The following is a 25,942-nucleotide window of genomic DNA, read 5'->3' as shown; positions in this document are numbered from 1 at the left end:
AGTTTAAACCCTTACAGGCCGCTGATAAGTTTATTTGGATACTGCGGCAAATGCCTGTTCAAAATCTGCTTTGATATCATCAATATGTTCAATGCCTGAGCTGATGCGGATAAGGTTATCCAGAACACCGGCCGCCTTTCTTTCCTCCTCGCTCAATTGCTCGTGGGTAGTGGAGGCGGGATGGATGGCCAGGGTTTTGGTATCTCCCACATTGGCCAGGTGACTTACCAGCTTTAAGCTGTTGATAAATGTTTTTCCGTTTTCCAGGCCACCTTTAATGCCAAACTGCAATACCCCGCCGGCACCATTGGGTAAATATTTTTTTGCCAGCTCATGGTAGGGGCTGCTTTCCAGACCCGGATACCAGACGAAATCGACCTGGTCATGCTGCTCCAGCCATTTTGCCAGGGCCAGCGCATTATCAACGGTACGTTGTACGCGCAGTGAAAGCGTTTCCAGCCCCTGCAGCAACAAGAAGGAATTAAACGGGCTCTGGGCCGGACCGAAATCTCGCAGCCCCTCAACCCGGGCGCGTATGGCAAAAGCTATATTGGGCAGCCCCAGCGGGTTGCCTTCTCCAAATACCTGCCAGAAGTTTAATCCGTGATAACCTTCGGATGGTTCAGAAAACTGGGGAAACCTGCCATTGCCCCAATTGTAATTACCGCCGTCCACAATAACACCGCCAATAGAAGTCCCGTGCCCGCCGATCCACTTGGTGGCAGCTTCCACCACAATGTTGGCGCCGTATTTAATGGGTTGAAACAAATAGCCACCCGCTCCAAAGGTATTATCCACGATCAGCGGAAGGTCATATTCTTTGGCCAATGCAGCAAACTGCTCAAAATCCGGAACGTTCAGCTTGGGATTACCCAGTGTTTCAATATAAATAGCCTTCGTTTTGTCATCAATTAAAGGCCGGAAGCTTTCTACCTGGTCATCTGCTGCAAAACGCACGTCAATGCCCAGCCTTTTAAAAGATACTTTAAACTGGTTAAACGTACCTCCGTATAAAAAGGGAGAGGTTACAAAGTTTTCTCCTGCCTGTAACAGGTTTGTGATCGCCAAGAACTGAGCCGCCTGGCCGGATGCGGTGGCCAGCGCTGCCACTCCGCCTTCCAGCGCGGCAATACGCTGCTCAAATACATCCGTAGTGGGGTTCATGATGCGTGTATAAATATTGCCAAATTCCCTCAGACCAAAAGATTGGCGGCATGCTCTGCGTTTTTAAAAACATAAGAAGTGGTTTGGTAAATAGGCACTGCACGGCTTCCGGTAGTGGGATCTGCCTGCTGACCGGCGTGTACCTGTAGCGTGTCGAAATGTAATTGGTTGCTCATAATCGTTTTATGAATTTAGATAAAGTGGATAATTAAGCTGGAAAGTATACCGGGTTCTGCAACCCGTTTCGGGGATAAATAATTGTATATGCCTGCTAAGGCATACAGCAAATGCAACAACACATTACAGAAGTAATGCAATGAACAGTAATTGATCTTGTTGTCATTTGTTTCATGAGGACAACGAAGTTAGTAGCGTTTTGTTTCATTTCAAAAAAAATTATAACAGGAAGCCGGTGTTGTCCGCAAAAAAGCCCACCCGATAAACCAGATGAGCTCTTATTGTAAATACCTTATTTAATAGCTGACTGACTTATCTCTCCATCCGCCAACTGACGGACTGGTTGGAATTGGCACCTTGCTCAATGATCTTTTGCAGGTTGCCAAGGCTTCATTGGGCCAAACCCTCTGCCTTTCTTGATAAGATCCCGTTAGTAACGGGAAAATTTTAAAGAACCCTGACCGCCGGCCGGCGGACCGCCGCAAAGTTAGTAAAATGAAGGCAAAGAAAAAAACAACCCCTTATATTCAATGCCCTGTTTCTTTTCCTTCTTGGTTTCAGTTTAAAACTGCGGGCTCCGTCATTCATCCTGCTGTTAAGGCCTGTTTCTGAGCGTGCGTTTTTTAGCTGCAATAAACGTTCGGTAACCCCGGCCATTAAAAACAGCAGGCAACCAGCTTAAACAGCAGGTTTATAATCCATGGTTTTCGCTGAAATGATGTCTTGTGCCTGTCATGCGTAAAAGCCTGTGTGAGAATTAAGTATATAAACGATTGTTAGTTTTTTATTTAATTTTTGAATAAAATCTAACATATATGGTTTTATTGATTCTTAAAGAATTGTTTTTTTGTTTAAAATATATTTTTTTTAGATTTTTTCAAATTATATTTTTGCGCTCTAAACAAAAAAACAATACCCAACATGCTTACAAAGCCATTTGAAATTCCGCCGGCACAATTGCTTGCTATCGGCCTTAACACAAACAAAACCATACACTATCAGTCTGACCCGGAAGAACTGGTAGAAGCTACCCTCAGTAATAAACAGGGCATGTTGAGCCATACCGGGGCGTTGGTGATCAGTACCGGCAGGTTTACGGGCAGGTCTCCAAAGGATAAATTTATTGTGAAGGACACGATAACGGCTGCCACTGTTGACTGGGGCAATTTCAATAACCCTATTGATGAACCGTATTTTGACCGGATACTGGAAGATGTGCAGCATTATTTAAACCAGCAGCACGAGCTTTGGATACGCGATTGCTACGCCTGCGCTGCGCCCGAATACCGGTTAAACATCCGCGTGGTCAATGAGCTGCCCTGGATGAACCTGTTTGCCCATAATTTATTTCTCCGGCCCACAGCCCGGGAACTGGAGCATTTTGCACCGGAATGGCATATTCTTTCTGTTCCCGGGCTGGAGCTGGATCCTGTGCGTTGTGGTATAAGGCAGCCCAACGCCACCGTTATAAGTTTTAAGCTTAAACTAATCCTTATTGCCGGCAGCAGTTATACCGGTGAAATAAAGAAAGGGGTCTTTTCTGTTTTGAATTACCTGCTGCCGGAAACCCATAATGTGCTAAGCATGCATTGTTCCGCCAATGTTGGGCAAAAAGGAGATACAGCCCTGTTCTTTGGCCTGAGCGGCACCGGCAAAACCACTTTAAGCACAGATCCCAGCCGCCGGCTGATCGGCGATGATGAACATGGCTGGGACAGCACCAGGGTATTTAATTTTGAAGGAGGCTGCTATGCAAAATGCATTCATCTTTCTAAAGAGAAGGAACCGGAAATTTATAATGCCATTCAACCAGGCGCCCTGGTTGAAAATGTGACCTTCTACCCCGGAACCAATATTATTGATTTTGACGACGCCTCCATTACAGAAAATACAAGGGTTGCTTATCCCCTTGATTTTGTTGCGCAATCTGTACCCGGAGAAAGCGGCGATTCGCCCAGGAATATTTTCTTTTTAACCTGTGATGCTTACGGGGTGCTGCCGCCCATAGCCCGTTTAACAAAGGAGCAGGCGCTGTATTATTTTATAAGCGGCTATACGGCTAAAATTGCCGGAACAGAGGCAGGCATTACTGAGCCCAAAGCCACATTCAGCGCCTGTTTTGGTGCCCCGTTCATACCTCTGCATCCCGGCAAATATGCTGCGCTGCTGGGAGACAAGATCAGCCGGGATGGCGTAAAAGTATGGATGGTGAATACCGGCTGGACAGGCGGTGCTTACGGTACCGGCTTCAGGATGCGGCTGGCTGATTCCAGAGCCATGATCCGGGCAGCATTGAAGGGGGAACTTGACCAGGTGGAATATCATAAAGACCCGGTTTTTAGCCTGATGGTACCTGATACCTGCCCCGGCGTGGATTCAAAAATTTTGACGCCGCGAAATACCTGGGATGACGTTGCTGCTTATGATGCGCAGGCAAAAAATCTTGCGGAAGCATTTATGCGCAATTTTGAATGTTATGCCAACCTAGTACCTACAGCAGTAAAGAATGCTGGTCCAAACATTTAAAAGCATGAGATCTAAAACACAGGTATATGCAGGACCGCTGTAAAAGGCGGTCTTTTTTTATATTAAGGTGTGCTCCTGCGGGTTGCCTCAGGGATATCTTTTTTCTCATATCTCCGGCTTTTTGTTTTTTAGAGTCCTCTCTATGCCAAAACCCCGGTCCCTTTTATATACGAAACAAAAAAGCGCTTCCATTAACAGGTATCAGTTTTTCAGCTCCGTCAGCAACATTCCCTCCGGTCATTGATCGCACCCGTTCAACCACATTTTTAATATTGCGGCGCTGCGCGCCTTTTTAAGGCCGGGGTTGTTGGCTGCTACGGATATCTGGCTGTTCTGCAGCCAGGCTTCAGCATAACGCATGGTAAAGGCGCAGCGCACCAGAAATGTGCATAGACCTATCGAAAACCATCACAGAGCCGCAGCGCGGCGTAATATAAGTTTCCGTTGTTCCGGATCACGCTGGTATGCTGCTTCCTGTAATAGCTTTTAAAGAAAATATTTGTCTTACAATAGCCTTTATACAGAGGCCGACAAATCTGACGATTTCTTCCTCTAATACCTTAAGTTGACGGCTATTGGTGCCTGCACTTGCCGGAGAATAAATTTACTGTTTTGCTCCGGTTAATCAGCAACTGTTCTTTATAATCCAGTTCTCCTTGTATTAACCCGCGTACTGTGTGAAAAGAAAAAGCAATAAAAAATATTTGTTCATTTCAGTATTTTATTTATTTTTGGATTGAATACGTATTCAATCTGGTAAAATTGCAATACAACATTGGCAAAAACAATCCATAAGAACAGCAGAAACTATACATCTGAAGATGTAGCAAAAATGGCAGGTGTATCACAGGCCACTGTTTCAAGAGTGTTTGCCGGCGGCGCCAATGTTTCCGAGAAGAAACGTAAGAAAATACTGGAGATTGCTGAAAAGATCGGGTACAAGCCCAATGCCCAGGCCCGGAGCCTGATTACCCGGAGAACGATGATGGTAGGGATCATTATGCGGAACATCCGTGATCCTTTTTATGCGGCTGTACTGGAAATTTTTCATACGCGGTTTGCACCCTTGGGTTACCAGCTTATTTTTAATAACTCGGAGAACGAAGTTATACAGGAAGCAGAAATTGCGAAATTACTGGAATATAATGTTGAGGGGATCATTGTTACGGATGCGCTTTTATCAGAAGGTGCCACAAGAAAGCTGAAACAGAACGGCATTGTATCCATTCTCTTTAACCGCTATACCGATGGTCTGGATTGCAGTGCGGTGTACTGCGATAATTACCTGGCGGCAAAGCAGATCGCCACTTACCTGGTGGAAATGGGGCATCGGCGGTTTGCTTTTATATCCGGCCCGCCCGATACTTCCACAACAATTGACCGGCTAAAGGGCTTCCGGGAAGTGCTGGATGAACGAAATATTACCGACCTGGCGATTGTGCCGGGCAGCTATACCTATGAAAGCGGGTTCCAATCGGCCCAGGAACTGGTGACCCGTAATAAACATATTGATTGCATTTTTTGCGGCAGTGATATTATTGCACTGGGCGTAATGGATGCCGTAAGGCTGGTCGGTTTCCGGATACCGGAAGATATATCCGTGGTAGGGTTTGATAATATCCGGATGCTGGGATGGACGCCTTACCCGCTGACTACCTGGGAACAACCACTGGAAGATATGGTAACCAGTACGGTAGAACTGTTACTGAAAGAAATAGACGATAAAAATGCAGAGCCACAGATCATTGCGATGAAGGGGCATTTAGTGATCCGGAATACAGTAAGAAAAAAAGGCTGATTTTTTTTGAGTTATTTTGAATACGTATTCAAAATACGAAGGAAAGATATTGCCTGTCTGTAACGCTGAATAAATAAAAAAGATCCTTTAACTGCTAAAACAAAAATTGCTCAGATTATGAAATGTAACAAGAACCGCATACTGAATGCATTGCCTGTGGGCAAAATGATTCCGGAACGGAAAGGCCGCTGGTTGTTTTTATCCAAACACGGACTGATTGCTTTTACTTTTTGTTTATCCTTTTCTGTTGCAAATGCAACGCTTACTGCACAGGAACCGGTATCCCATTTTACAGCATCCACACATCCTGATTTACAGGATACGCTTCCGTCCTATGTACTCAATGGCCTGGTACTGGATGAGAACAGGAACCCGGTTCCCAATGCCTCCATACGCATCAGGGAGAGCGGAAAGAGTACCTCAACCAATCTGGATGGTAAGTTTATCATTGAAGCCAAAAGCGGCGACTCATTGCTGGTTTCCTTTGTGGGTTATATTTCTCAGTCAATCCTCCTGGGGAATGACCCTGCTGTTACGATCAGTATGGTTCCGGATGTTGAAGGGCAGAAACTCAACGAGGTACAGGTGGTGGGTTATGGATCACAAAAAAAAGTGACCATGGTCGGTGCCGTGTCTTCAGTGAATGTATCCGAAATACAAAAATTTTCAACGCCCTCATTAACCAATGCCATTGGTGGTAAACTGGCAGGGGTAATTACACGGCAAACATCGGGCGAACCGGGCTATGATGCAGCGCGGATTTTTATCCGCGGACTGGTTTCCCAAAGCGGGGTCAACAAACCGCTCATTATTGTGGATGGTGCCGAGCGCGAGCTTCAGGATTACTGGACCACGATGAACATACAGGACATTGAAAGCTTTTCGATATTAAAGGATGCTTCTGCTACTGCCGTATATGGTAACCGGGGTGCGAACGGTGTGGTGCTGATTACCACCAAAAAAGGAAAAGTAGGAAAACCGGTGGTTACTTTAAGAACAGAAGCTGCCGTGGTTACGCCACTGAGATTACCGGATTATATTAACGGGTATGAATATGCGCAGCTGGTCAATGAAGCGCTGCAGAATGTGGACCAGTCCCCCAAGTACTCTGACGCGGAATTGCAGAAGTACAGGGACGGGTCCGATCCCTATCTGTATCCGAATGTCAACTGGGAGGATCTGGTTTTCAGGAAGCATACGGCACAAACGATTAATAACCTGGGCATTTCCGGAGGTACAGAAGCGGTACGGTATTATGCCAATATCGGATATACCATACAGGAGGGCATCTATAATGAGGATCCCAAGGTACCGTACAATACAAATGCGGCCATCAAACGTTATAACTTCAGGGCAAATACAGATTTTAAGGTATCAAAAACCTTTACCATATCCCTGGGCTTGTCGGGTATTATTTCCACCGGCAATTATCCGGGCCGCACAGCCGGGCAGATCTTCCAGGGAATTATGTTTACCCCGCCAAATGCCTATCCTGTTGTAAACCCGGATGGATCCAGCCCCGGTGGGTTTGGAAATATTCAGCTGAATCCATATGCCATCACCACACAAACCGGATATACCAAACAGTTCTATACAACACTCGTCAATAATTTGTCTGCCAAATGGGATCTTTCAGCCATTACTCCCGGGCTTTCGCTAACCGGCCTGGTAGCCTATGATGTAGTAGACATTACGCAGAATGTAAGACAGCGAACGCCTGAATTATATAATTATACAAAAGATGATCAGGGCAATGATGTGTATAAGATCGTTTCTACAGAGACCCCTTTGGGCTTCTATCTCCTGAATGAGAACTATAAGACCACCTACGTACAAACTATCCTGAATTACGCACGTACTTTTGGAAAGCACAGCGTGTCTGGTATGATTGCAGCAGAGCGCAGAGAATTTGTAAATGTAAACACAACAGATTCAAAAGCGAATCTCCCGGAAAGAAGACAGGGATTGGTAAGCCGGCTCACCTATAGTTATGATACCCGTTATTTACTGGAAATAAATGCCGCCTATAATGGTTCTGAGCAGTTTCCCAAGAACAATCGATATGGCCTGTTCCCGTCTGTTGGTGCAGGCTGGTTATTATCCAATGAAAGTTTCTGGAATAAAAATGTTGTAAACCTGCTGAAGATCCGTGGTTCGTATGGCCTGGTCGGTAATGACCGCATTGGTGGTGACCGGTTTTTATTCCTTTCCACCTTTGATAAAAATGCGCCCGGTTATTATTTCGGGCAGGATCAAAATGTGAACCCCGGAGGAAAGGCGGAAAGCTTTATCGGCAATATGAATGTGACCTGGGAGAAAGCCTATAAGGCAAACATCGGGTTTGACCTGGAGCTGCTGGATGGAACAATCAGTTTAACAGCTGATGTCTTTCATGAACGCAGGGAGGACCAGTTATTAAAAAGAGGATCCGTACCGGTCTATGCAGGATATCCGGCCAACACATTGCCCTTTGGCAATGTAGGCATTACCACCAATAAAGGTGGTGAAGCCAGTCTGCAGTTTAAACGTACCACAAAGGGTGGTTTTTATTATGCGGTTAACGGTACATTTACCTATGCAAAGAATACGATCATAGAAAATGACCTGGCCCCGGCCTTATACCCCTGGCAGGAGCTCCGGGGTTATCCAATTGGCGCCAATCTGGGTTATGTGGGCATCGGCTTTTTTAAAGACCAGGCAGATATTGATAATAGCCCGGATCAGTCTTCTTTACAATCAGTCATTCGGCCCGGTGATATTAAATACCAGGATATCAATAAGGACGGCAGGATCAATGAAGCAGACCGAACGGTCATTGGCAAATACGGCGCCGAGCCGCAGATCCTGTTTGGGTTTGGTACCACGCTTGCGTATAAAGGGTTTGATGCATCTGTATTTCTTACAGGAGCGGCCCACCGCGATTACTTTATGTCTTCCGGCAACCAGGCTTATACGGTGTGGGCCTTTTCAGGCGGTGCGGGCACTTACAATGTGCTTTCGGAAATTTATGATAACCGCTGGGTACCCGGCGCCGATAACAGCAACGCAAAATTCCCTGCCGTAAGACCCGTGAGTACTAATAATTACATTGGCTCTACCGTCTGGATGCGCAGTGGCGACTACCTGCGTATCAAAAATGCAGAGATCGGATATACGCTGCCGGCACCGCTTACAAAAAGATGGACGTTTAAAAACATCAGGGTATTTGCACAGGGAACGAACCTGGCTACCTGGGATAAAATAAAAATTGTAGATCCGGAATCGAACTTCAGTACGGGCGCCTATCCCTTAACCAGTACCTACAATTTCGGGATTGATGTTAATTTTTAAAACCAATAAAGCTCATATATGAAATATAAAATACTGGCAAGTTTATATATAGTACTGCTTTTTACTTATTCCTCTTGCAAAAAAGGTTTTTTAGACAAAACGCCGGATGGTGATCTGTCATTAAAGGATGTATTTACCAACCCGGTATATACAGAACAATACCTGACCAATATTTACACGCACCTTCCTTATGAACTACAGCTGGTAGACAATCCGCCGGCAGGTTCAGCGCCCTACAATGTTTTTACTGCCGCATCCGATGAAATGGAAATGAGCTATGATCCCAATTTTGCCAATAACATCAATATTGGCAACTGGAACCCCACTTCTAATGTAAATGATATCTGGGGGCAATGCTACATCGCTATCCGGAAAGTGAATTTATTCCTGGAAAATATTGATCAGCTGACGCCTTCTGAACTGGCCACGGCAGCAAAAATTGACCGGTGGAAAGGAGAAGCCATTTTCCTGAGGGCGTTCTATTATTTCTGCCTGGTACGGGCCTATGGTCCGGTACCTATTATTGATAAAACGGTTGGACTGGACGATGATCTGCTTGCTTTTAAGCGCCAGCCGATTACAGATTGCGTTCACTTTATTACTGATGAATGTGATAAAGCTGCCGCCAAACTGGAGCCCAGGATCACAGCAACCACGGATTACGGACGACCCAGTAAGATTACCTGTCTGGCTTTAAAAGCACGTGTTCTTTTGTACATGGCCAGTCCATTATGGAACGGAGGTGTAACGCTGGCAGACCAGGATGGAGCGCAGCTCTTTCCTTCAAAAGACGATAGCCGCTGGCAGACGGCAGCTGATGCCGCCAAAGCCTGTATTGACCAGGCCGAAACAGCCGGATATAAATTATACCGGTCTGCCGGTAATGACCCGCAGCGGAATTATGCGGAGATTTTTTATGTAAACTTTAATGACGAGGTGTTCTGGACAAGAGATGACCCGGGCTACCAGAATATTGATGCGTATAGTGAGCCCAGGGGGATGACCGGTGCGTTCTGGCCTTTACAAACTCCCACGCAGGATCTTGTTGATGATTACCAGATGGCAAACGGTACACAACCCATCCTGGGATATAATGCAGACAGGACACCGGTCATCAATCCCGCATCCGGCTATGATGAATCAGGACAGGCTGCTGAAGAAACCAACGATTATGTGGCGGGAACCCGCACGATGTATGTAGGCCGCGAGCCGCGTTTTTACGCCAGCATCATGTTCACCGGTCAGAAATATAAATGGCTGAGGGATCCGCAAAAAAGAAGCACGCCGCTGCAGTTCTGGAAATTAGGTCTGGATGGCCGCCCCGTTGCCAGTGGTGATAACTACAGCAAAACAGGATATATGATGAAGAAACTGACCAATCCGGCATTTGTGATGCAGCCAAAATCGGATCCGATACGTACGTGGGTCTTCTTCAGGCTGGGCGAACAATACTTAAATTATGCAGAGGCGCTGAATGAGGCCCAGGGACCGGTAGCTGATGTTTATAAATATGTTAATCTGATCCGGGATCGTTCAGGACTGCCGGCTTTAACGGCGGGTTTGTCAAAGGAGGAGATGCGTACCGCCATACGGCATGAACGCCGCATTGAGCTGGCTTTTGAAACGCACCGGTATTTTGATACCCATCGCTGGATGACAGCGGAAACGATTGACAATAAAAATATTTACGGACTGAATGTAAACGGAGTGATCAAAGAAGCTACGGGCAATGATCCTGCCATCCCCTTTAACATGGCCAGTGACGCTTTTTACAAAAGAACAGTTATTGAAAAACGGGTATTTGAAAAGAAAGATTATTTCTGGCCGGTTCCTTTAGGAGAGATTGAGAAAAATCCCAAGCTGGTTCAAAATCCGGGCTGGTAATGAATAGTACCGGATGATGCTTAACAGTGTTGGTCGTATTGCCACAAAAAAATGAAATACTAAAAGCATAAATAATTTAAAGAATAAATGAAACAGACGATTTATACCATCCTGCTCCTGGTGTCCCTGCTTCCTTTACATCCGGCAGCACAGCAGCTTTTTGAAATACCTGCGGATGCGGATACGCGCTGGATCAGCTTTGAAAATCCTACAGGAGCGAAGGGTGGGGGCGCTATCGAAAATAAAGGCGCAAAAGGGCATGCGTCAGAGTGGATCGAGCCCGGAGATAGCAAAGTACTGATGGATTACGAAGGCGCCGGCATCATCAACCGTATCTGGATGACCTTTATTGAAAGGAGCCCTGCATCCTTACGTTCCATCAGGATCGAAATGTACTGGGACCATGCAGCAAAACCTGCGGTATCGGCACCACTGGGTGATTTCTTTGGTATCGGCCTGGGACGAAAAACAGCTTTCCAAAGTGCCCTGTTTTCAGATCCGGAGGGGAAATCATTCAACTGTTATATTCCGATGCCTTTCAGAAAACATGCAAAAATCGTATTTATCAATGAATCAAAAAGCAGGCAGTTGCTGTTCTATGATATCAATTTTACCGCTCTCAAAGTACCGGATAAAAACGGTGCCTATTTCCATGCATACTGGAGTAACAATGCCCATACGCGTTTGGGCGAGGATTTTATAGTATTGCCCGTGGTTACCGGCAGGGGCCGTTTTCTGGGAGCAAACATCGGCATCACTACTGATAAAATTTACAGAAGCACCTGGTTTGGAGAAGGGGAAGTAAAAATATACCTGGACGGAGACCAGGCTCATCCCAGCCTGGCCGGCACCGGTACAGAAGACTATATCGGATCTGCATGGAACCTGGGCGCCTTTGCGCATCTTTATCAGGGAGCGCCGGTTGTGGATAAAGAGAAAGGGCAGTTCGCCTTTTACCGGTATCATATACCCGATCCTGTTTTTTTCAGCACCAGTTGTAAAGTTGCTATTCAGCAGATGGGTGGCGGTGGCCGGGATTCTATCCGGGCAATTATAAAAGCCGGTGGTAAAGCCCGCCCGGTATCGGTGATGACTTCAAAGGGGCTGATCCAGCTAATGGAAACGCCCGGTTATCCGGATATTTTTAATGACCGGTTCCCAAAAGATGAATGGGTGAATTTTTATCGCATCGATCAGTGCACGGCTACCGCCTATTTCTATCTGGATAAACCGGAAAATGACCTGCCATCCTTACCACCACCGGAAGAACGGCTGAAGGGATTGTAATGGAACATTAAAAAATGCGTAAATGAATGTTTATCGGATTAAAATAAATCAATTATGCAAAGCAACACGAAAAAATGGATGAGACAGGCTGTGCTGCTCTTATTGCTGGCACTGCCTGCCGCTTCGCGTATATGGGGCCAGACACCGGCATTTCAGGTTGCCGGCAGTGTCCGTAATGAACGGAACGAACCATTGCCGGGTGCTTCCATAAAGGCTCAGAAATCCGGTACCAGTACCGTCGCCGACCGGGCAGGAACGTTTTCAATAGAACTAACAGGTACTGACGACTCTCTGATCGTTTCATTTACCGGGTATAAAACACAAACACTTCTGGTAGGGAACCAGAGGAAAGTTGAAGTAATCCTTTATGCAGATACAGAAGGGCAGCAACTCAGTGATGTGGTAGTGGTGGGGTTTGGCACACAAAAGAAAGTAGATCTTACGGGCGCCGTTACCCAGATCAGTGGCAAAGAGTTGCAGAACCGGCCTGTTGTAAATCTGGGGCAGGCCCTGCAGGGAAAAGTAGCCAACCTGAATGTGACCACTACCGGTGATCCCGGAGGGCCCGGTACTGATGCTTCTTTCAATATTCGTGGCAATACCTCTTTATCCGGTGGTGGCCCGTTATACGTGGTAGATGGTATTCCGGTTACCAATATTAATAATATCAATGCACAGGATATTGATAATATATCTGTTTTAAAAGACGCAGCTTCCTCTGCTATTTACGGGGCACGGGCACCTTATGGTGTGATACTCATTACAACAAAAAGAGGTAAGAAGGGAGAACAATCAAATATTGCCATTAATTCCATGGTGGCACAAAGCGCTTATACCCGCTTACCCCGGCTGGCAAATTCTTTGCAATTTGCGCATGCATTAAATGATGCATCAGTAAACAGTGGGCAGGGGATTATTTTTTCTGATGATATTATCAGCAAAATACAGGATAACATCAACAAGCCCGGTACCTGGCCCGTCAGCACCCCGGACCCGGCGAATCCCAATAAATACACCTATGCCTCACCGCTGAATACGGATAATGTAGACTGGTACCGTGCTTATTTCAAACCCTGGTCGTTCAGCCAGAAACATGATCTGAATATTAGCGGGGGCGCCGGTAATACTACGTATTATGTAGGTTTTGGCTATTATGATGAAGATGGTCAGCTGCGGTATGCAAACGAAAATTTCAAGCGGTATAACGTAACCGGCAACATCCGCACAGAACCAACAAAATGGTTAAGGCTGGGGCTGATCACCCGGTTCTCCAGACAGAACTCAGACCTGCCTTATCCTTATGCCAGTCAGTTAGGAAACTGGGTACATATGGCTTCTACCCGTTGGCCCAACTGGGCGCTGCGCAATCCTGACGGACATTTCAGCAACGCATCCAATGTAGAATTCCTGACGAGCGGTGGCAGAAGCATCAATAGTTTGAACGATCTTTCCATAACCGGTACCCTGGAAGCAGAGCCTGTAAAGAACTGGAAAATCAACCTGGATTATTCGTATAATAATCAGGCCAGGAATTACCAGGATCACAGCGCCTATGTTTATTCCTGGAATATTGATGGTACTACCTACAACATTGGCCCTTCTGTAAATGCTGTTGGAGAAGGAGGCGTGGCAGATAATTATAATACGCTCAATCTCTATTCTTCCTACCTGAAGAACCTGGCCAAGCACCATTTTAAATTACTGGCAGGTACACAGATTGAAACGTATAAGGGGTTTAACGTAAGCGGCAACCGCTCCAACCTGATCACGGATAAAATTCCCTCGATCAGTACGGCTACCGGTACGCAGAATGTATATGATCAGCTGACGCAATACGCTACAATGGGTACGTTCGGAAGACTCAATTATGATTATGATGAGAAATACCTTGTTGAATTAAATGGCCGGTACGATGGTTCTTCCCGGTTTGCGGAGGGCAGCCGGTTCGGATTCTTTCCTTCCGTTTCTGTGGGGTATAACCTGGCACGCGAAGATTACTGGCAACAGCTGAAGGCAGCGGTGAACGAGTTTAAATTGCGGGTGTCTTATGGCTCTCTGGGCAACCAGAACGTACCCAATTATCAATACCTGCCACTGATCCCTATCGGCACCAATATGGGATATATCCTGAATGGGGAAAGACCGGGCTATATCAACCCGCCGGGGCTGATCAGTCCGGGTCTTACATGGGAAACCTCCCGTACACTTGATTTCGGTCTGGATGCAGCTTTTTTACACAACAAATTAAGCCTGACCTTTGATATCTATACCCGTACCACCCTGAACATGCTGGGGCCTGCTTCTGTATTACCGGCTGCACTGGGCGCTGCGGTGCCTTATCAGAATAATGCGGACATGCGTACAAAGGGATTTGAATTGAGCCTGAACTGGCAGGATAAGATCGGGGATGATTTTCATTATAATGTTTCCGTTGTACTGTCTGATTACCAATCCCGTATTGTACGTTATTATAACCCGAATAAATTATTGTCCGGTTATTACCCCGGGGCTGTTATTGGCGATATCTGGGGCTATGAAACAGCAGGCATTTTACAGACGGATGCAGATCTTGCGGGCATGCCGGATCAGTCGTACCTGTTTGGCCAATGGAATAAGGGAGATATTGGATACAGGGATCTGAATGGCGATGGCAAAATTAATATAGGGGATAATACATTCGACAATCATGGCGACCTGAAAGTGATCGGGAACAATACGCCCCGTTACAGCTATGGCGTGAATCTGGGCGCCAACTGGAAAAATTTTGATCTTGCTTTGTTCCTGCAGGGCGTTGCTAAAAGAGATCTGTGGCTGGGTGGAGATGCGGGGAATAATTCCGGAAGTCTTTTTTGGGGATTTGTTCCGAATTTCGGGAACAATGTTTATCTGACCACACTGGATTACTGGCGTCCTGATAATACCGGTGCCTACTGGCCCAGGCCTTATACGTCCTCAGAAGCCGCCAAAAATCATCAGGTACAGACGCGTTACCTGCAAAGTGGTGCTTATATGCGGGTCAAGAACCTGCAGATAGGATATGACTTTTCCCAGCTGCTGAAGCTTACCGGCAAAGCAAGGATCCGTCTTTATTTTAGCGGAGATAATATACTCACGTTTTCCCGGATCAATAAGAACTATGACCCGGAGGTGGTAAATGGTTCATGGGGAACCGGGAAAATCTATCCGCTGCTCAAAACCTATTCATTTGGGGCTAATATCAATTTTTAATGAAAAAAAGATGATCATGAATAAATGGATATTGTTCATTACCTGTCTGTTAACCGGAGTGCTGGCTGTAAGCTCCTGTAATAAAATACTGGATAAACCGCCGTTGGATCAGATCCCTGATGACCAGTTAAAATTTACGGCTACTGAAATGAAATTGTATTCCAACCAGTTTTACCCGGCATTCCCGGGCTGGTTTCCCGGCGCCTATACCGGGGGTATCTTTTGGCTGGACAATGCCTCGGATAACCTGGTGCACGGGAATTATAATTACAGCGCACAATTATCCGGTACCGGCACTGTGCCGCCATCCGGTGGCGGCTGGGATTGGGGAAATATCCGTGCGGTTAATTATTTTCTGGCCAATTATCAGACGTCAACCGATGATCCGGCACAAACGAATACTTATGTAGGAGAAATCTATTTCTGGCGGGCCTGGTTTTATTTCAGTCTGCTGAAACAGTTTGGTGATCTTCCCTGGTATAACCGGCCGCTTACAACGGAAGACATGGAAGCGTTGCAGGCGCCCAGGGTAAAACGGAATATTATTGTTGATTCAATCCTGCAGGATCTTGATCAGGCGGTAGCCCTGCTGGCTGCTCCCGGTCAGGCGGAACCGTTAAGGATTAACAGGGGCGCGGCCCTGGCATTTCAATCGCGCGTGGCATTATATGAAGGTACCTGGGAAAAGTATCATAACGGAACAGTGTTTGGTGTGGAAGGCGCTGATTATACTAAATATTTGAGAAAGGCAGCAGACGCAGCATTGAAGCTGATGAATGCAGGCTACTATTCGATCAGCCCGATAACCGATGATCCGCGTTTTGGATACTGGCGGCTTTTTAATCAGAAAGATCTTTCCAACAATCCGGAAATGATCTTATGGAAAAAATTTGACAAAGCACTTGGGTTGACCCATTTTGGGCAAAACATGATGGCCTATGGCGGGGGAAATACAGGACTGTCCAAACAGCTGGTGGATGATTATTTGTGTACAGACGGCAAGCCGATCGCTATCAGTTCCTTATACCGGGGCGATAATACGTTACAGCTCCAGATCACCAACCGGGATCCGCGTCTTGCGCAAACATTTTTGCTGCCCGGATACCCCAGGATCATTACCAACGGAGATACTACAGGCCGCTTTATCCTGCCGGATATTAATTTATTAGGCGATGGGCGGTGTACAACAGGGTTCGAAATTTTTAAGGGCATTGCACCCGATGATGCGGATGGTACCGGAAGTTCCACAGCCAGTATCGTTTTCCGGTATGCTGAAGTACTTTTAAATTATGCGGAAGCTAAAGCGGAGCTGGGTGAGGGAACACAACAGGTGCTTGACCAGACCATCAATCTTTTAAGAGACCGTGTCAGCATGCCGCATTTAAGTGCCAATGTCGGATTTACGGACCCGCATTGGGAATTTCCGGAGCTGTCACCATTGCTGAATGAAGTACGCAGGGAAAGAAGGGTGGAGCTGGCGCTGGAAGGCTACCGTTTTGATGATTTGATGCGCTGGAGCGCAGATCAGCTGATCCGGCGTCCTTTATATGGAGCCAAATATCAGCAGTTTGTGGGTAAACCATTTGATCCGCCCTTAAACAATATTGCCGTTTCAGCAGACGGCTATATTTTCCCATTAAAAAATACACCGGCATCCGGCGGCTGGCAGTTCAACCCCGGCAGGGATTACCTGTTGCCATTGCCTTCCAATGAGCTGGTGTTGAACAAGAACCTGAAACAGAACCCCGGATGGAAATAATCAGGAGTACAAACTTTTTGTTTTTAAAATATGATCTGGAAGCATCTTGATATTTGGATTGTTATCGGATACCTGCTGCTGATGTTGGGTATCGGCCTCTGGCACCGGCGTTTTGCCAATAAGAACATGGATAATTTTTTTCTGGGCGGCCGCAAGATCCCGGGATGGCTAAACGGTGTTTCTTACACTGCCGCTTTGGTAAGCCCCGATGCCGCTACCGGTTATGGAGGACTTGCCGTGGCAACCGGTGGTTTTATCTGCTGGTGGTACCTGAGCCGTTTTGGCCTGGCGTTGTTTTTGGGAGGTGTGCTGTTCGCATTTTTCTGGAGGCGGCTGAACCTCTTTACATCACTGGAGTTTTATGACCTGCGGTTCCCGAAAAGAGCTGCTGGAGTTATGCGGTTATGGATCGCAATACGAACATCATTTATCGCAATGCCGGCATGGACCGGAATTACCTTGCTGGCAGCTTACAAAATTATGGGCCCGGCGTTTGATCTGACCCGTTTTCAGACCTTATGCCTGGTAGTGCCCGTTTCATTGCTGTTTGTATTTTCATCGGGATATAAAGGGGTCGTAATCTCCAATTTTATACAGATGCTGATCTTTTTTACCGGCACCTTACTGCTGCTCTTTCTTACACTGCATCATTTTGGCGGTGCTGCCGCAATGGTAAAAGCCATTGAACAGGCCTTCGGCCCGGAAAGCGCAGAAATACTCCGGAGCATTCCCCCGCAAAAACAGGAGGTATTTCCCCTGGCTGCTGCATTGGGCTGGCTGCTGGGCCAGAGCATTGGCTATGGAGGGGATGCAGCGCCAATGGGCGGAGCAATGGAAGGACAGCGTATATTGTCTACACGCACTCCGGCAGAAGCATTAACCATGTATGTAGTGGCGGCAATTTCCATGTTTGTATTGTTATTGCTGGTGACGCTGCCCAGTATCAGCGCCGCAGTACTATGGCCCGAGCTGCGCCTGCCGGGTGCCGACCGGGAGCTGGTGTATGGCCGTTTAATGAAGCTGCTGCTGCCTACCGGTGCAATGGGGCTGATGGTGGCTGCCATGCTGGCGGCAACGATGTCCACTGTGGGGGATAATCTGAATTTTGGAAGCCAGGTAATGGTCAGCGATATATACCGCAGGTGGATGGCGCATAACCGCAGTGAACGGCATTACCTGCTTATTGGTAAAATTTCCATGCTGCTGATATTAAGCATTGCCATTGCTGTTGTATATAAGGTACAGATCATTACCGATGTAGCCATTTTTATGCTGTCGCTCAGTGCTGCTGAATTGCCGGCTAACTGGGCGCAATGGTGGTGGTGGCGGTTTAACGGACCGGCAAGGATTGCCGCTTCTTTTGGCGGGGCGGTTATATTTTGTATCGTGGTATTGGGCCCCAAACTGCTGTTCTATTTTGGCATAACCGGGGCGCAGCGGTTGATCATACCCTGGTATTGGCAAACCCTGCTGGTTATGGGGCTGACGACATTCCTCTGGATCATCGTGGCTTTACTCACAAAACCGGACCCGGCTCCGCTGCTGCAGGCATTTTATCAACGGGCACGACCCCTGGGTTTCTGGCGTCCCTTTGCATCCGCAGCAACAACAGGCAATGGAGTTGCTGTTGCTCCCATTTTCAAAGGACTGGGTATTGCTGTTCTTGGTACAACATCCGTTTCACTAATGATACTGGGGTTGACGCATACCTGGTTTGCCCGTTATGTTTCAGGAATACTGACACTGGGTTTAGCCCTGATCCTCTTTATCATATTCTGGAAAATGGCGGGCAGGTACCTGCATCAACTGGCCGAACAAACCGGCGATGCAATGCGACCCCGGGAAAAAGAACTGAAAAATAAATGATAAACAACCGGCATAATAACTATTTAATGTATAAACAATCATGAGAGCAAAACAAGTAGTGAGAACAAAAGAAGAACATGTTTTATACCTGGGTGACTGGGTATTCCATGTAGGACCCACATTTATTGAAACACCGTTTGGCACGGAAACAAAAGACGCAGATCTGCACTTTTATGGTGAACGGCTTACCGAAGCACTGGAACAGGAGGCAGATGTAACACCCCTGTCTAACTGGGAGCTGTACCGGCTGGAACCGGGCAGGCTGGAAACCTATCTGGAGCAATCAGCGGTACTCATCATCAGTGATGTGGAAGCCAAGTGCTTTCATTTATATCCGAGTTTTTTTGACAGGGCGCGCAGGGAAAATAAAGTAGTTACTTTTCCCGACCGTTTGCAGGTGATCAAAGAGTGGATCCGGGGTGGTGGCGGAATGATGATGCTGGGTGGCTGGTTGTCATTCAGCGGCGTTCAAAACAGGTCGGGCTGGGGAAGAAGCGTGTTACAGGAAGCATTGCCGGTAGGATGTTTGTCAACCGAAGACCTGGTAGAATCTTCAGCGGGCTTTACAGCAGAAGTAGTGCTGCCGGAGCATCCGGTTGTAAAAGGACTTTCGTGGAGCAGCTTTCCGCCCATATTTGGCTATAACGAGGTTCAGGAACAACCAGAAGGAGAAGTGATTGTACGGGTGAAAGAAACCGGTCATCCGTTATTGGTTGCAGGAACCTATGGAGCGGGACGGGTATTGACCTATATGTCTGATCCGGCGCCACACTGGGGTATCAATTTTGAATTGTGGGAGAGCTATACTAATTTCTGGCTGCAGGCCTATAACTGGGTAAAAAGAAAGCCATGAGTGAAGCAGCATTATACGCCGGAACCTTTGTAACAGACATCACCCCACCTCTGGAAATAGGACTGCTGACCTCATCCGTAAAGGGTACATATGCTCCTTTTGAATCGGTACGGACGCCATTAAAAGCACGGGTGCTGGTGTTGCAATCCGGCACGGAAAAAGTGGCGATCGTATCGCTCGATTTACTATCGCTTACGGATACTTCTGTTGGTGGATGGGATACTTTTAAACAGGGAATGGCCGGAACGATCCCCGCTGAAAAGATCGTGCTCTGCTGTACACATACCCATAGTGCCCCGGAGTCAGGGGGCCTTACCGGTCTTTACCAGACGGATGCTTTTAAAAGCTGGATAAAAAAAATACAAACCAATATACGGGAAGCAACAGAAATTGCTGCAGACAAGATGTTACCCTGTGAACTGTCAGCAGGGGTTTCATTACTGGAAGATCACGCAGTGCAGCGGCGGGTAAAAACACCGGAGGGGATTGTAAATTCGGATTCATTGCAACCCCTTGATAGTGCTATCATGAACGGGCAACCTGTAGACCGGAGGGTTAAATGGCTGCAGTTAAATAATAAAAACCAGCATTGTGTGGCAACTGTGGTGCAGGCTGTTTGTCATCCTGTACACGAAATGTGTATCCCGCGGGTATCGGCTGATTTTCCCGGAGAATTGTGTGCGGCGCTGGAACGCACCGGCAAAAATGGCGTGGCCCTTTTTTTGAACGGTGCGGCTGGTAATATTAATCCTCCTACGGTTTCTATGGGTGCCGCCTATTCAAAAGCGCATGGAATGGCGATGGCTGCTTTGGTAGAAAACGGTTCGGAAATGTTCCTTGAAAGCCCGGCATTTTCCCTGAAACAAATCAATATTCCCTTATCCATCAGAAACGGATCAGGAATTACCAATTCCCTGGATGCTGTTGCCCGTATCAGCCTGATCCACTTCGGCACCTCCCTGGCGGTATTATTTTTGCCGGGAGAAATCTTTGTGGAAACAGCGCTGGAGATTGAAAGACAGTCGCCTTTTGAACAGACCCTTGTTGCGGGATTTTCAGAAAACAATATAGGATATGTACCTACGGTAAAGGCTTTTGAAGAAGGAGGTTATGAAACCGGGCCGGGAAAATGGTCTTTTTTGGAACAGGATGCCTGTGAGCGGATACAGGAAGCTGCTATAGCATTATTACAGCAGCAGTTTTATAAAACAGATGCACTTCTTGTTAAATGATTAAATGTATGCAAGTAAAATATATAATTGGGTTGCTGTTCTGGCTGGGGGCAGGAATGATGGTCAATGCACAGACCGGTAAAAAAAGCATCGCCTACTATGGCAGTGAGCAGAATGATCTGTATGTGCTGTTAAAAGAAGAAGGGTACCCGCTAAAACAATACAAGACACCGGGAGCGGCCATCCGGGCTGCACCCGCAGGGTCCGGTGTGCTGATCACTGCCGTTCATTATCCGGAAATGGATCCTGAGAACCGGATCAGTGAAGCCCTGCTGCACACAGCAGCCTCCCGGGGATTACGGCTGTATGTAGAATATCCGGCGGCATATCCTGGATTGGATATTCCTTCAAAGCCGCTGGAAACACATCTGGAAAGAGGCGTGGTCACAACCGATCTGTTTGGATCAGCCGCACCACGTATGGCCTTGCTGGGCATCCAGAACTGCCATGTATTACCGGTAACGGTTAAGGACCCGTTGATTGTTTTGGCAAAAGTGGTGGGTGTGGACAAAGCAGAACTGGGCCTGGACAGTACCCTTACGTATCCGCTGTTGTTCCGTAAGAACGGGGTGCTGATTGGTACTACTGCGTTCAGTAATTTTAAAACGGGTCGCTATGGGCCGGAACTGCCGGTAAGAAGCGTATTGTCTTATATCGTATCACAACTTACAGGAGCATCAGCAGCTGTTAAACAGTGGAAGCCGGATGTGCGGCCGATGTTTGGGCGGACAGGACAGCTGCCGGCCAATGCCCTGCGCAATAGTATTCAGAAAGGGGTGGAGTGGTATGCAAATGGCAGGTTCTACATTCATCCCGTCTGGAAGAAGGAATGGGAGAAATACGGCAGCGATGGATTAAAACCGGTAGGGCCACCGGTAAGCCAGGATCAGCCCAATGGTGATGGTTCATTGGGTATCCTGGAAGGGCACACGTCCACCATCTACTATGACGGCAGCCAGCAATACCGTTACTGGATGCGTGCGGATGTACAGGGGGAAGCCGGCATGGCACTTGCCGCCGCCGGCCGGTTGCTGCGCAACACGGATTATAAGAACAGGGCAGTAAATATTATTAATTATTTGTTTAAGACGTCCAACCTGCGGGCCGGACCAAAGAGTGATCCGCAGAGTCCGGCTTACGGATTGATCGGGTGGGCCACTACCAATGCCGGTACTTTTTATGGCGATGATAACTCCCGGGCGATACTGGGAGCTTTGGGTGCGGCTGCGTATCTTAAAACAGGTCAGTGGAACAAGGAGCTGGCAGCGGCGATCCTGGCTAATTTCAGAACAACGGGCCGGCAGGGGTTCCGGGGAGAACGGCTGGAAGAAGCGGATATTATAAAAAACGGCTGGCGCTATTATTATAACCGCGACCTGGAACATCCTTCTCCGCATTTTGAATCGTGGATGTGGGCGTTGTACCTGTGGTTGTATCATAAGACGGGGTATCAGCCGCTGCTGGAGCGTACCAAAAAAGCGATTGCCATTACGATGAAGGACTATCCTGATCAATGGAAGTGGGGGAGCAGTCTGCAAACGCAGCGGGCGCGCATGATCCTGCCGCTGGCCTGGCTGGTACGTGTGGAAGATACCCCTGAGCACCGGCAATGGCTGGATGAAATGATCAGGGAGTTACTGAAATACCAGGACAGCTGTGGTATTATCCGTGAAGAGCTGGGCAAAGGCAAAGGGATGTTTAAGGAGCTGAAAACAAACAATGATTATGGTTCAGATGAAGGATCGTTGATTACCAAAAACGGGCAGCAGATCGGTTGTATGCTGTACACCAACAACTTTGCCTTATTCAGTCTGCATGAAGCAGCGCTTGCTACAGGGAATAGGGACTATCTGCAGGCCACGCGGAAGTTATCTGATTTTTTAACACGCATACAGGTACAAAGTAGTAAACACAAAGACCTGGATGGGGCGTGGTTCCGGGCATTTGATTATGGGAAATGGGAATACTGGGCTTCTAACTCAGATGCCGGCTGGGGTGCATGGTGCACGTTAACGGGTTGGATCCAAAGCTGGATCGTAACTACACAAACACAGATTGTGCAAAACCAGAGTTACTGGGACCTGACTAAAAATACGTCGATCGGGGCTCCTGCTCAAAAGTTGATTCATCAGATGCTGGATACAGCCAAACCTTAGTAACATGTTGAAACAAGACGTTGATATAAGAAAGACAGGTGCAGACCTGAAGACACACAAATGGTCTGCATTGAAGATAGTATGGATCTTATGGATCATTTTACTGCTGCCTGATTGTTTACATGCGCAGGCATTGAACAATGATCTTTCGGCGCTTACACAGATACGGCAGGGGCTTACTTCAAAAAGAGTAAGCAGCTACGACCGGTCTGGAGGAACGGATGATTTTATAAAGATCGGGAATAATGAAAAGAAAGTCATTTTTAATGTAGAAGGCGCTGGCATCATCAATCATATCTGGATCACTATGGCGCCGGACCCTGCTGCATTAAGCCGCAATGATATACTCATACGCATGTACTGGGACGGAAAGGAATACCCGTCCGTAGCGGCGCCGATCGGTCCTTTTTTTGGCCAGGGATGGAATGAAGCATATGATTATAATGCTTTGCCACTTTCCGCAAGCGCTGTACAGGGCAGGGCAATGGTTTCCTATTTTAATATGCCTTTTGAAAAGGGCGCCCGAATCGAGATTGAAAACCAGTCCGGCAGAAATATTGATGCCTTCTATTACTACATAGATTATACCGCTATGGAAAAACTGCCGCCGCATACCGGCCGCTTTCACAGCTGGTACAACAGGCAGCTGATGGGCGCTTCAAAAAAAGAAGGAGAAAATGAATGGGGGATATTAGGTAAATCTGGTTACAATAAAACGGGACAGGATAATTATGTGATCGCTGATATAAAAGGACAGGGGCAGTTTGTGGGGGTCAACTATTATGTGCAATCACCTACACCCATGTGGTACGGGGAAGGAGATGATATGATCTATATTGATGGTGCCAAAGAGCCCACATTGCACGGTACCGGAACGGAAGATTATTTTAATACGGCCTGGTGCCCCAAAACAAAGTTTTCAAATGCCTATTATGGTTATCCCAGGGTAAATGATGCTATCGGCTGGATGGGAAGGACCCATTTATACCGCTTTCATATCAATGACCCGCTCTTTTTCAACAGCTCCTTCCGGTTCACGATCGAACATGGACATAATAATGTACTAACGCTGGATCTGGCCAGTGTGGCCTATTGGTATCAGAGCGAAGCAGCACCTGTTGCTGCGATCCCTGATAAGGAAGGACGGAAACCAAAACCATTAATCAATATAGGTGATATACACCGCTGGCGGAATGAATGGCGGAAAAACAAGGGAAATGATCCCGGATTATGGGGGAACGAACAATGAACGCGTATCTTTTTTTTCTTAAGCAGCTAACAATTTTCCGGCGCCTGTCACCTAAACCGGAGGTTGTTGACATGGAGCGGGGGAACAGCTGTCTTCCGGTTTACCGGATCGTATATGCTCTTTTTCTTTTCAATGCACTATTGCCTGCAAAATCGGGTTTCTCCCAGGAAATGATGGACCTCATCAGGATAAAAAAGCACCTGCAATCCAGGCGTGTCAGCAGTTATGACCGGTCGGGGGATAATCATGATAATATACAGCAAATCAAACCCGGCGAAAAACGGACCCTCTTTCAGGTAACCGGTGCGGGCATCATTGATCATATCTGGGTCACAATGGGGCCTGAGCCCGGTGTGCTGAGCCGGAATGATGTGATCCTTAGAATGTATTGGGACGGTAATGATTATCCTTCTGTTGAATCACCCATCGGCCCGTTCTTTGGTCAGGGCTGGAATGAATCTTATCTGTTTACATCGGCGCCTCTGGCTGCTACTCCCGCAAACGGAATGGGCCTGGTAAGCTATTTTGCCATGCCTTTCAGTAAAGGCGCGCGTATAGAAATCGAAAATCAGGCGGATAAGACTATCAATACATTTTATTTCTATATCGATTATATAAAAATGAAAAAACTACCGGCACATGCCGGCCGTTTTCATGCCTGGTATAACAGGCAACTGATGACCTCCGCTGATAGTGTAGAAAATGAACACTGGATGTTTGGTCCGAACAGGCCCAACAAAACCGGCGCCGGTAATTATATAATTGCTGATATTAAAGGCAGGGGGCATTTTGCCGGTGTGAACTATTATGTACAATCACCCACACCTTACTGGTACGGGGAAGGGGATGATATGCTGTTTATTGACAATGACACCTTACCTGCAATGAATGGTACAGGTACAGAAGACTATTTTAATACGTCATGGGGTGCTCCCCAAAAACCTTATGCCACCCCTTATTTCGGGTACGCCAGGGTAAATGAGGATATGGGTTTCCTGGGGCGTACGCATATTTACAGATTCAATATTGCAGATCCTGTTTATTTTAATAAGGCGTTGAAGTTTACAATAGAACATGGCAGCAATAATGTACTGACACTGGATCTGGCCAGCGTGGCTTACTGGTATCAGGATAAGGCAATGAGGGTCCCGGCGATCCCCGGTGCAGCAGCGCGCAGACCCATGCCACTCATCGGGCCGGTAGACATACAGCGCTGGCGGAATGAATGGCGGAAAAATAAGGGCAATGATCCCGGATTATGGGGGGATGAACATTAGCGGCTTTTGTTCATAACAGAATGAAGTAAGCAGGAACCGGTTCAGAAATAGTGAATGCATTGGAGGCTGACTAAAAGTAATGTCACCCTGTATTATTTTGAAGATCAACAATATATAATGCCGTCATCCGATAGCTATCGGATTCGACCGAAGCGA

General features: G+C 47.1%; 15 protein-coding genes and 1 riboswitch. Of the genes, 13 read left to right on the top strand and 2 right to left on the bottom strand.

The window, feature by feature from the left end; all coding sequences use genetic code 11:
* Window positions 1-30 precede the first annotated feature (30 nt).
* Both A8C56_RS13555 and A8C56_RS25295 read right to left on the bottom strand, forming a co-directional pair.
* Entirely contained in the window at window positions 31-1,164 is a 1,134-nt protein-coding gene (locus A8C56_RS13555) for an O-acetylhomoserine aminocarboxypropyltransferase/cysteine synthase family protein (protein ID WP_262492413.1), read from the bottom strand.
* 29 nt (window positions 1,165-1,193) lie between these two features.
* Window positions 1,194-1,340, bottom strand: a complete 147-nt coding sequence (locus A8C56_RS25295) for a PLP-dependent transferase (RefSeq protein ID WP_262492412.1) — start codon at window positions 1,338-1,340, stop codon at window positions 1,194-1,196.
* A gap of 310 nt (window positions 1,341-1,650) precedes the next feature.
* Window positions 1,651-1,767, bottom strand: a riboswitch (SAM riboswitch).
* Between the two features lie 495 nt (window positions 1,768-2,262).
* On the opposite strand from A8C56_RS25295, the gene pckA reads away from it, so the two are divergent.
* The 13 genes from pckA (at window position 2,263) to A8C56_RS13485 (ending at window position 25,786) form a co-directional block, all read left to right on the top strand.
* The gene (gene pckA / locus A8C56_RS13545; RefSeq protein WP_067756981.1) at window positions 2,263-3,867 is read left to right on the top strand and encodes a phosphoenolpyruvate carboxykinase (ATP); all 1,605 of its coding nucleotides are present in this window, start codon (window positions 2,263-2,265) and stop codon (window positions 3,865-3,867) included.
* Between the two features lie 775 nt (window positions 3,868-4,642).
* Entirely contained in the window at window positions 4,643-5,665 is a 1,023-nt protein-coding gene (locus A8C56_RS13540; protein WP_245645466.1) for a LacI family DNA-binding transcriptional regulator, read from the top strand.
* Window positions 5,666-5,782: 117 nt separating this feature from the next.
* Window positions 5,783-8,995, top strand: a complete 3,213-nt coding sequence (locus A8C56_RS13535; RefSeq protein ID WP_218917185.1) for a SusC/RagA family TonB-linked outer membrane protein — start codon at window positions 5,783-5,785, stop codon at window positions 8,993-8,995.
* A gap of 18 nt (window positions 8,996-9,013) precedes the next feature.
* Window positions 9,014-10,879 carry a RagB/SusD family nutrient uptake outer membrane protein gene (locus tag A8C56_RS13530; RefSeq protein WP_067756978.1) on the top strand — a complete coding sequence of 622 codons (1,866 nt, stop codon included), beginning with the start codon at window positions 9,014-9,016 and terminating at the stop codon, window positions 10,877-10,879.
* Between the two features lie 87 nt (window positions 10,880-10,966).
* Window positions 10,967-12,166, top strand: coding sequence for a glycoside hydrolase family 172 protein (locus tag A8C56_RS13525; RefSeq protein WP_067756976.1), 1,200 nt, complete (start codon window positions 10,967-10,969; stop codon window positions 12,164-12,166).
* A gap of 54 nt (window positions 12,167-12,220) precedes the next feature.
* Window positions 12,221-15,394: a SusC/RagA family TonB-linked outer membrane protein gene (locus tag A8C56_RS13520; protein ID WP_067756972.1), complete on the top strand. Its 3,174-nt coding sequence runs from the start codon at window positions 12,221-12,223 to the stop codon at window positions 15,392-15,394.
* Between the two features lie 16 nt (window positions 15,395-15,410).
* Window positions 15,411-17,153, top strand: a complete 1,743-nt coding sequence (locus A8C56_RS13515; protein WP_169818782.1) for a RagB/SusD family nutrient uptake outer membrane protein — start codon at window positions 15,411-15,413, stop codon at window positions 17,151-17,153.
* Window positions 17,154-17,183: 30 nt separating this feature from the next.
* The gene (locus A8C56_RS13510; RefSeq protein ID WP_067756969.1) at window positions 17,184-19,019 is read left to right on the top strand and encodes a sodium:solute symporter family transporter; all 1,836 of its coding nucleotides are present in this window, start codon (window positions 17,184-17,186) and stop codon (window positions 19,017-19,019) included.
* A gap of 40 nt (window positions 19,020-19,059) precedes the next feature.
* Window positions 19,060-19,872 (top strand): glutamine amidotransferase, encoded by an 813-nt coding sequence (locus A8C56_RS13505; protein WP_067756966.1) that lies wholly within the window; start codon window positions 19,060-19,062, stop codon window positions 19,870-19,872.
* A complete protein-coding gene (locus A8C56_RS13500; RefSeq protein WP_067756963.1) occupies window positions 19,869-21,104 on the top strand; it encodes a hypothetical protein in 1,236 nt (411 codons plus the stop codon). Before A8C56_RS13505 ends, A8C56_RS13500 begins: the two co-directional genes overlap by 4 nt.
* Window positions 21,105-21,112: 8 nt before the next feature.
* Window positions 21,113-23,260 carry a hypothetical protein gene (locus tag A8C56_RS13495; protein WP_067762014.1) on the top strand — a complete coding sequence of 716 codons (2,148 nt, stop codon included), beginning with the start codon at window positions 21,113-21,115 and terminating at the stop codon, window positions 23,258-23,260.
* Window positions 23,261-23,264: 4 nt separating this feature from the next.
* A complete protein-coding gene (locus tag A8C56_RS13490; protein WP_067756960.1) occupies window positions 23,265-24,509 on the top strand; it encodes a glycoside hydrolase family 172 protein in 1,245 nt (414 codons plus the stop codon).
* Between the two features lie 71 nt (window positions 24,510-24,580).
* Window positions 24,581-25,786 (top strand): glycoside hydrolase family 172 protein, encoded by a 1,206-nt coding sequence (locus A8C56_RS13485; RefSeq protein WP_067762012.1) that lies wholly within the window; start codon window positions 24,581-24,583, stop codon window positions 25,784-25,786.
* The last annotated feature ends 156 nt before the right edge of the window (window positions 25,787-25,942 follow it).

The sequence above is a fragment of the Niabella ginsenosidivorans genome (genome assembly GCF_001654455.1).
In the GTDB taxonomy this organism is placed as follows: Bacteria; Bacteroidota; Bacteroidia; order Chitinophagales; family Chitinophagaceae; genus Niabella; species Niabella ginsenosidivorans.
Note: the sequence above shows the minus strand (reverse complement) of the source record. Positions and strands in the feature narration are given on the sequence as shown.

What these genes read in the sequence shown, in the direction of transcription:
- pckA (WP_067756981.1), top strand. Translation starts at nt 2,263, where the DNA reads ATGCTTACAAAGCCATTTGAAATTCCGCCGGCACAATTGCTTGCTATC.
- A8C56_RS13495 (WP_067762014.1), top strand. Translation starts at nt 21,113, where the DNA reads ATGCAAGTAAAATATATAATTGGGTTGCTGTTCTGGCTGGGGGCAGGA.
- A8C56_RS13500 (WP_067756963.1), top strand. Translation starts at nt 19,869, where the DNA reads ATGAGTGAAGCAGCATTATACGCCGGAACCTTTGTAACAGACATCACC.
- A8C56_RS25295 (WP_262492412.1), bottom strand. Translation starts at nt 1,340, where the DNA reads ATGAGCAACCAATTACATTTCGACACGCTACAGGTACACGCCGGTCAG.
- A8C56_RS13525 (WP_067756976.1), top strand. Translation starts at nt 10,967, where the DNA reads ATGAAACAGACGATTTATACCATCCTGCTCCTGGTGTCCCTGCTTCCT.
- A8C56_RS13490 (WP_067756960.1), top strand. Translation starts at nt 23,265, where the DNA reads ATGTTGAAACAAGACGTTGATATAAGAAAGACAGGTGCAGACCTGAAG.
- A8C56_RS13530 (WP_067756978.1), top strand. Translation starts at nt 9,014, where the DNA reads ATGAAATATAAAATACTGGCAAGTTTATATATAGTACTGCTTTTTACT.
- A8C56_RS13535 (WP_218917185.1), top strand. Translation starts at nt 5,783, where the DNA reads ATGAAATGTAACAAGAACCGCATACTGAATGCATTGCCTGTGGGCAAA.
- A8C56_RS13510 (WP_067756969.1), top strand. Translation starts at nt 17,184, where the DNA reads ATGATCTGGAAGCATCTTGATATTTGGATTGTTATCGGATACCTGCTG.
- A8C56_RS13555 (WP_262492413.1), bottom strand. Translation starts at nt 1,164, where the DNA reads ATGAACCCCACTACGGATGTATTTGAGCAGCGTATTGCCGCGCTGGAA.
- A8C56_RS13505 (WP_067756966.1), top strand. Translation starts at nt 19,060, where the DNA reads ATGAGAGCAAAACAAGTAGTGAGAACAAAAGAAGAACATGTTTTATAC.
- A8C56_RS13485 (WP_067762012.1), top strand. Translation starts at nt 24,581, where the DNA reads ATGGAGCGGGGGAACAGCTGTCTTCCGGTTTACCGGATCGTATATGCT.
- A8C56_RS13515 (WP_169818782.1), top strand. Translation starts at nt 15,411, where the DNA reads ATGAATAAATGGATATTGTTCATTACCTGTCTGTTAACCGGAGTGCTG.
- A8C56_RS13520 (WP_067756972.1), top strand. Translation starts at nt 12,221, where the DNA reads ATGCAAAGCAACACGAAAAAATGGATGAGACAGGCTGTGCTGCTCTTA.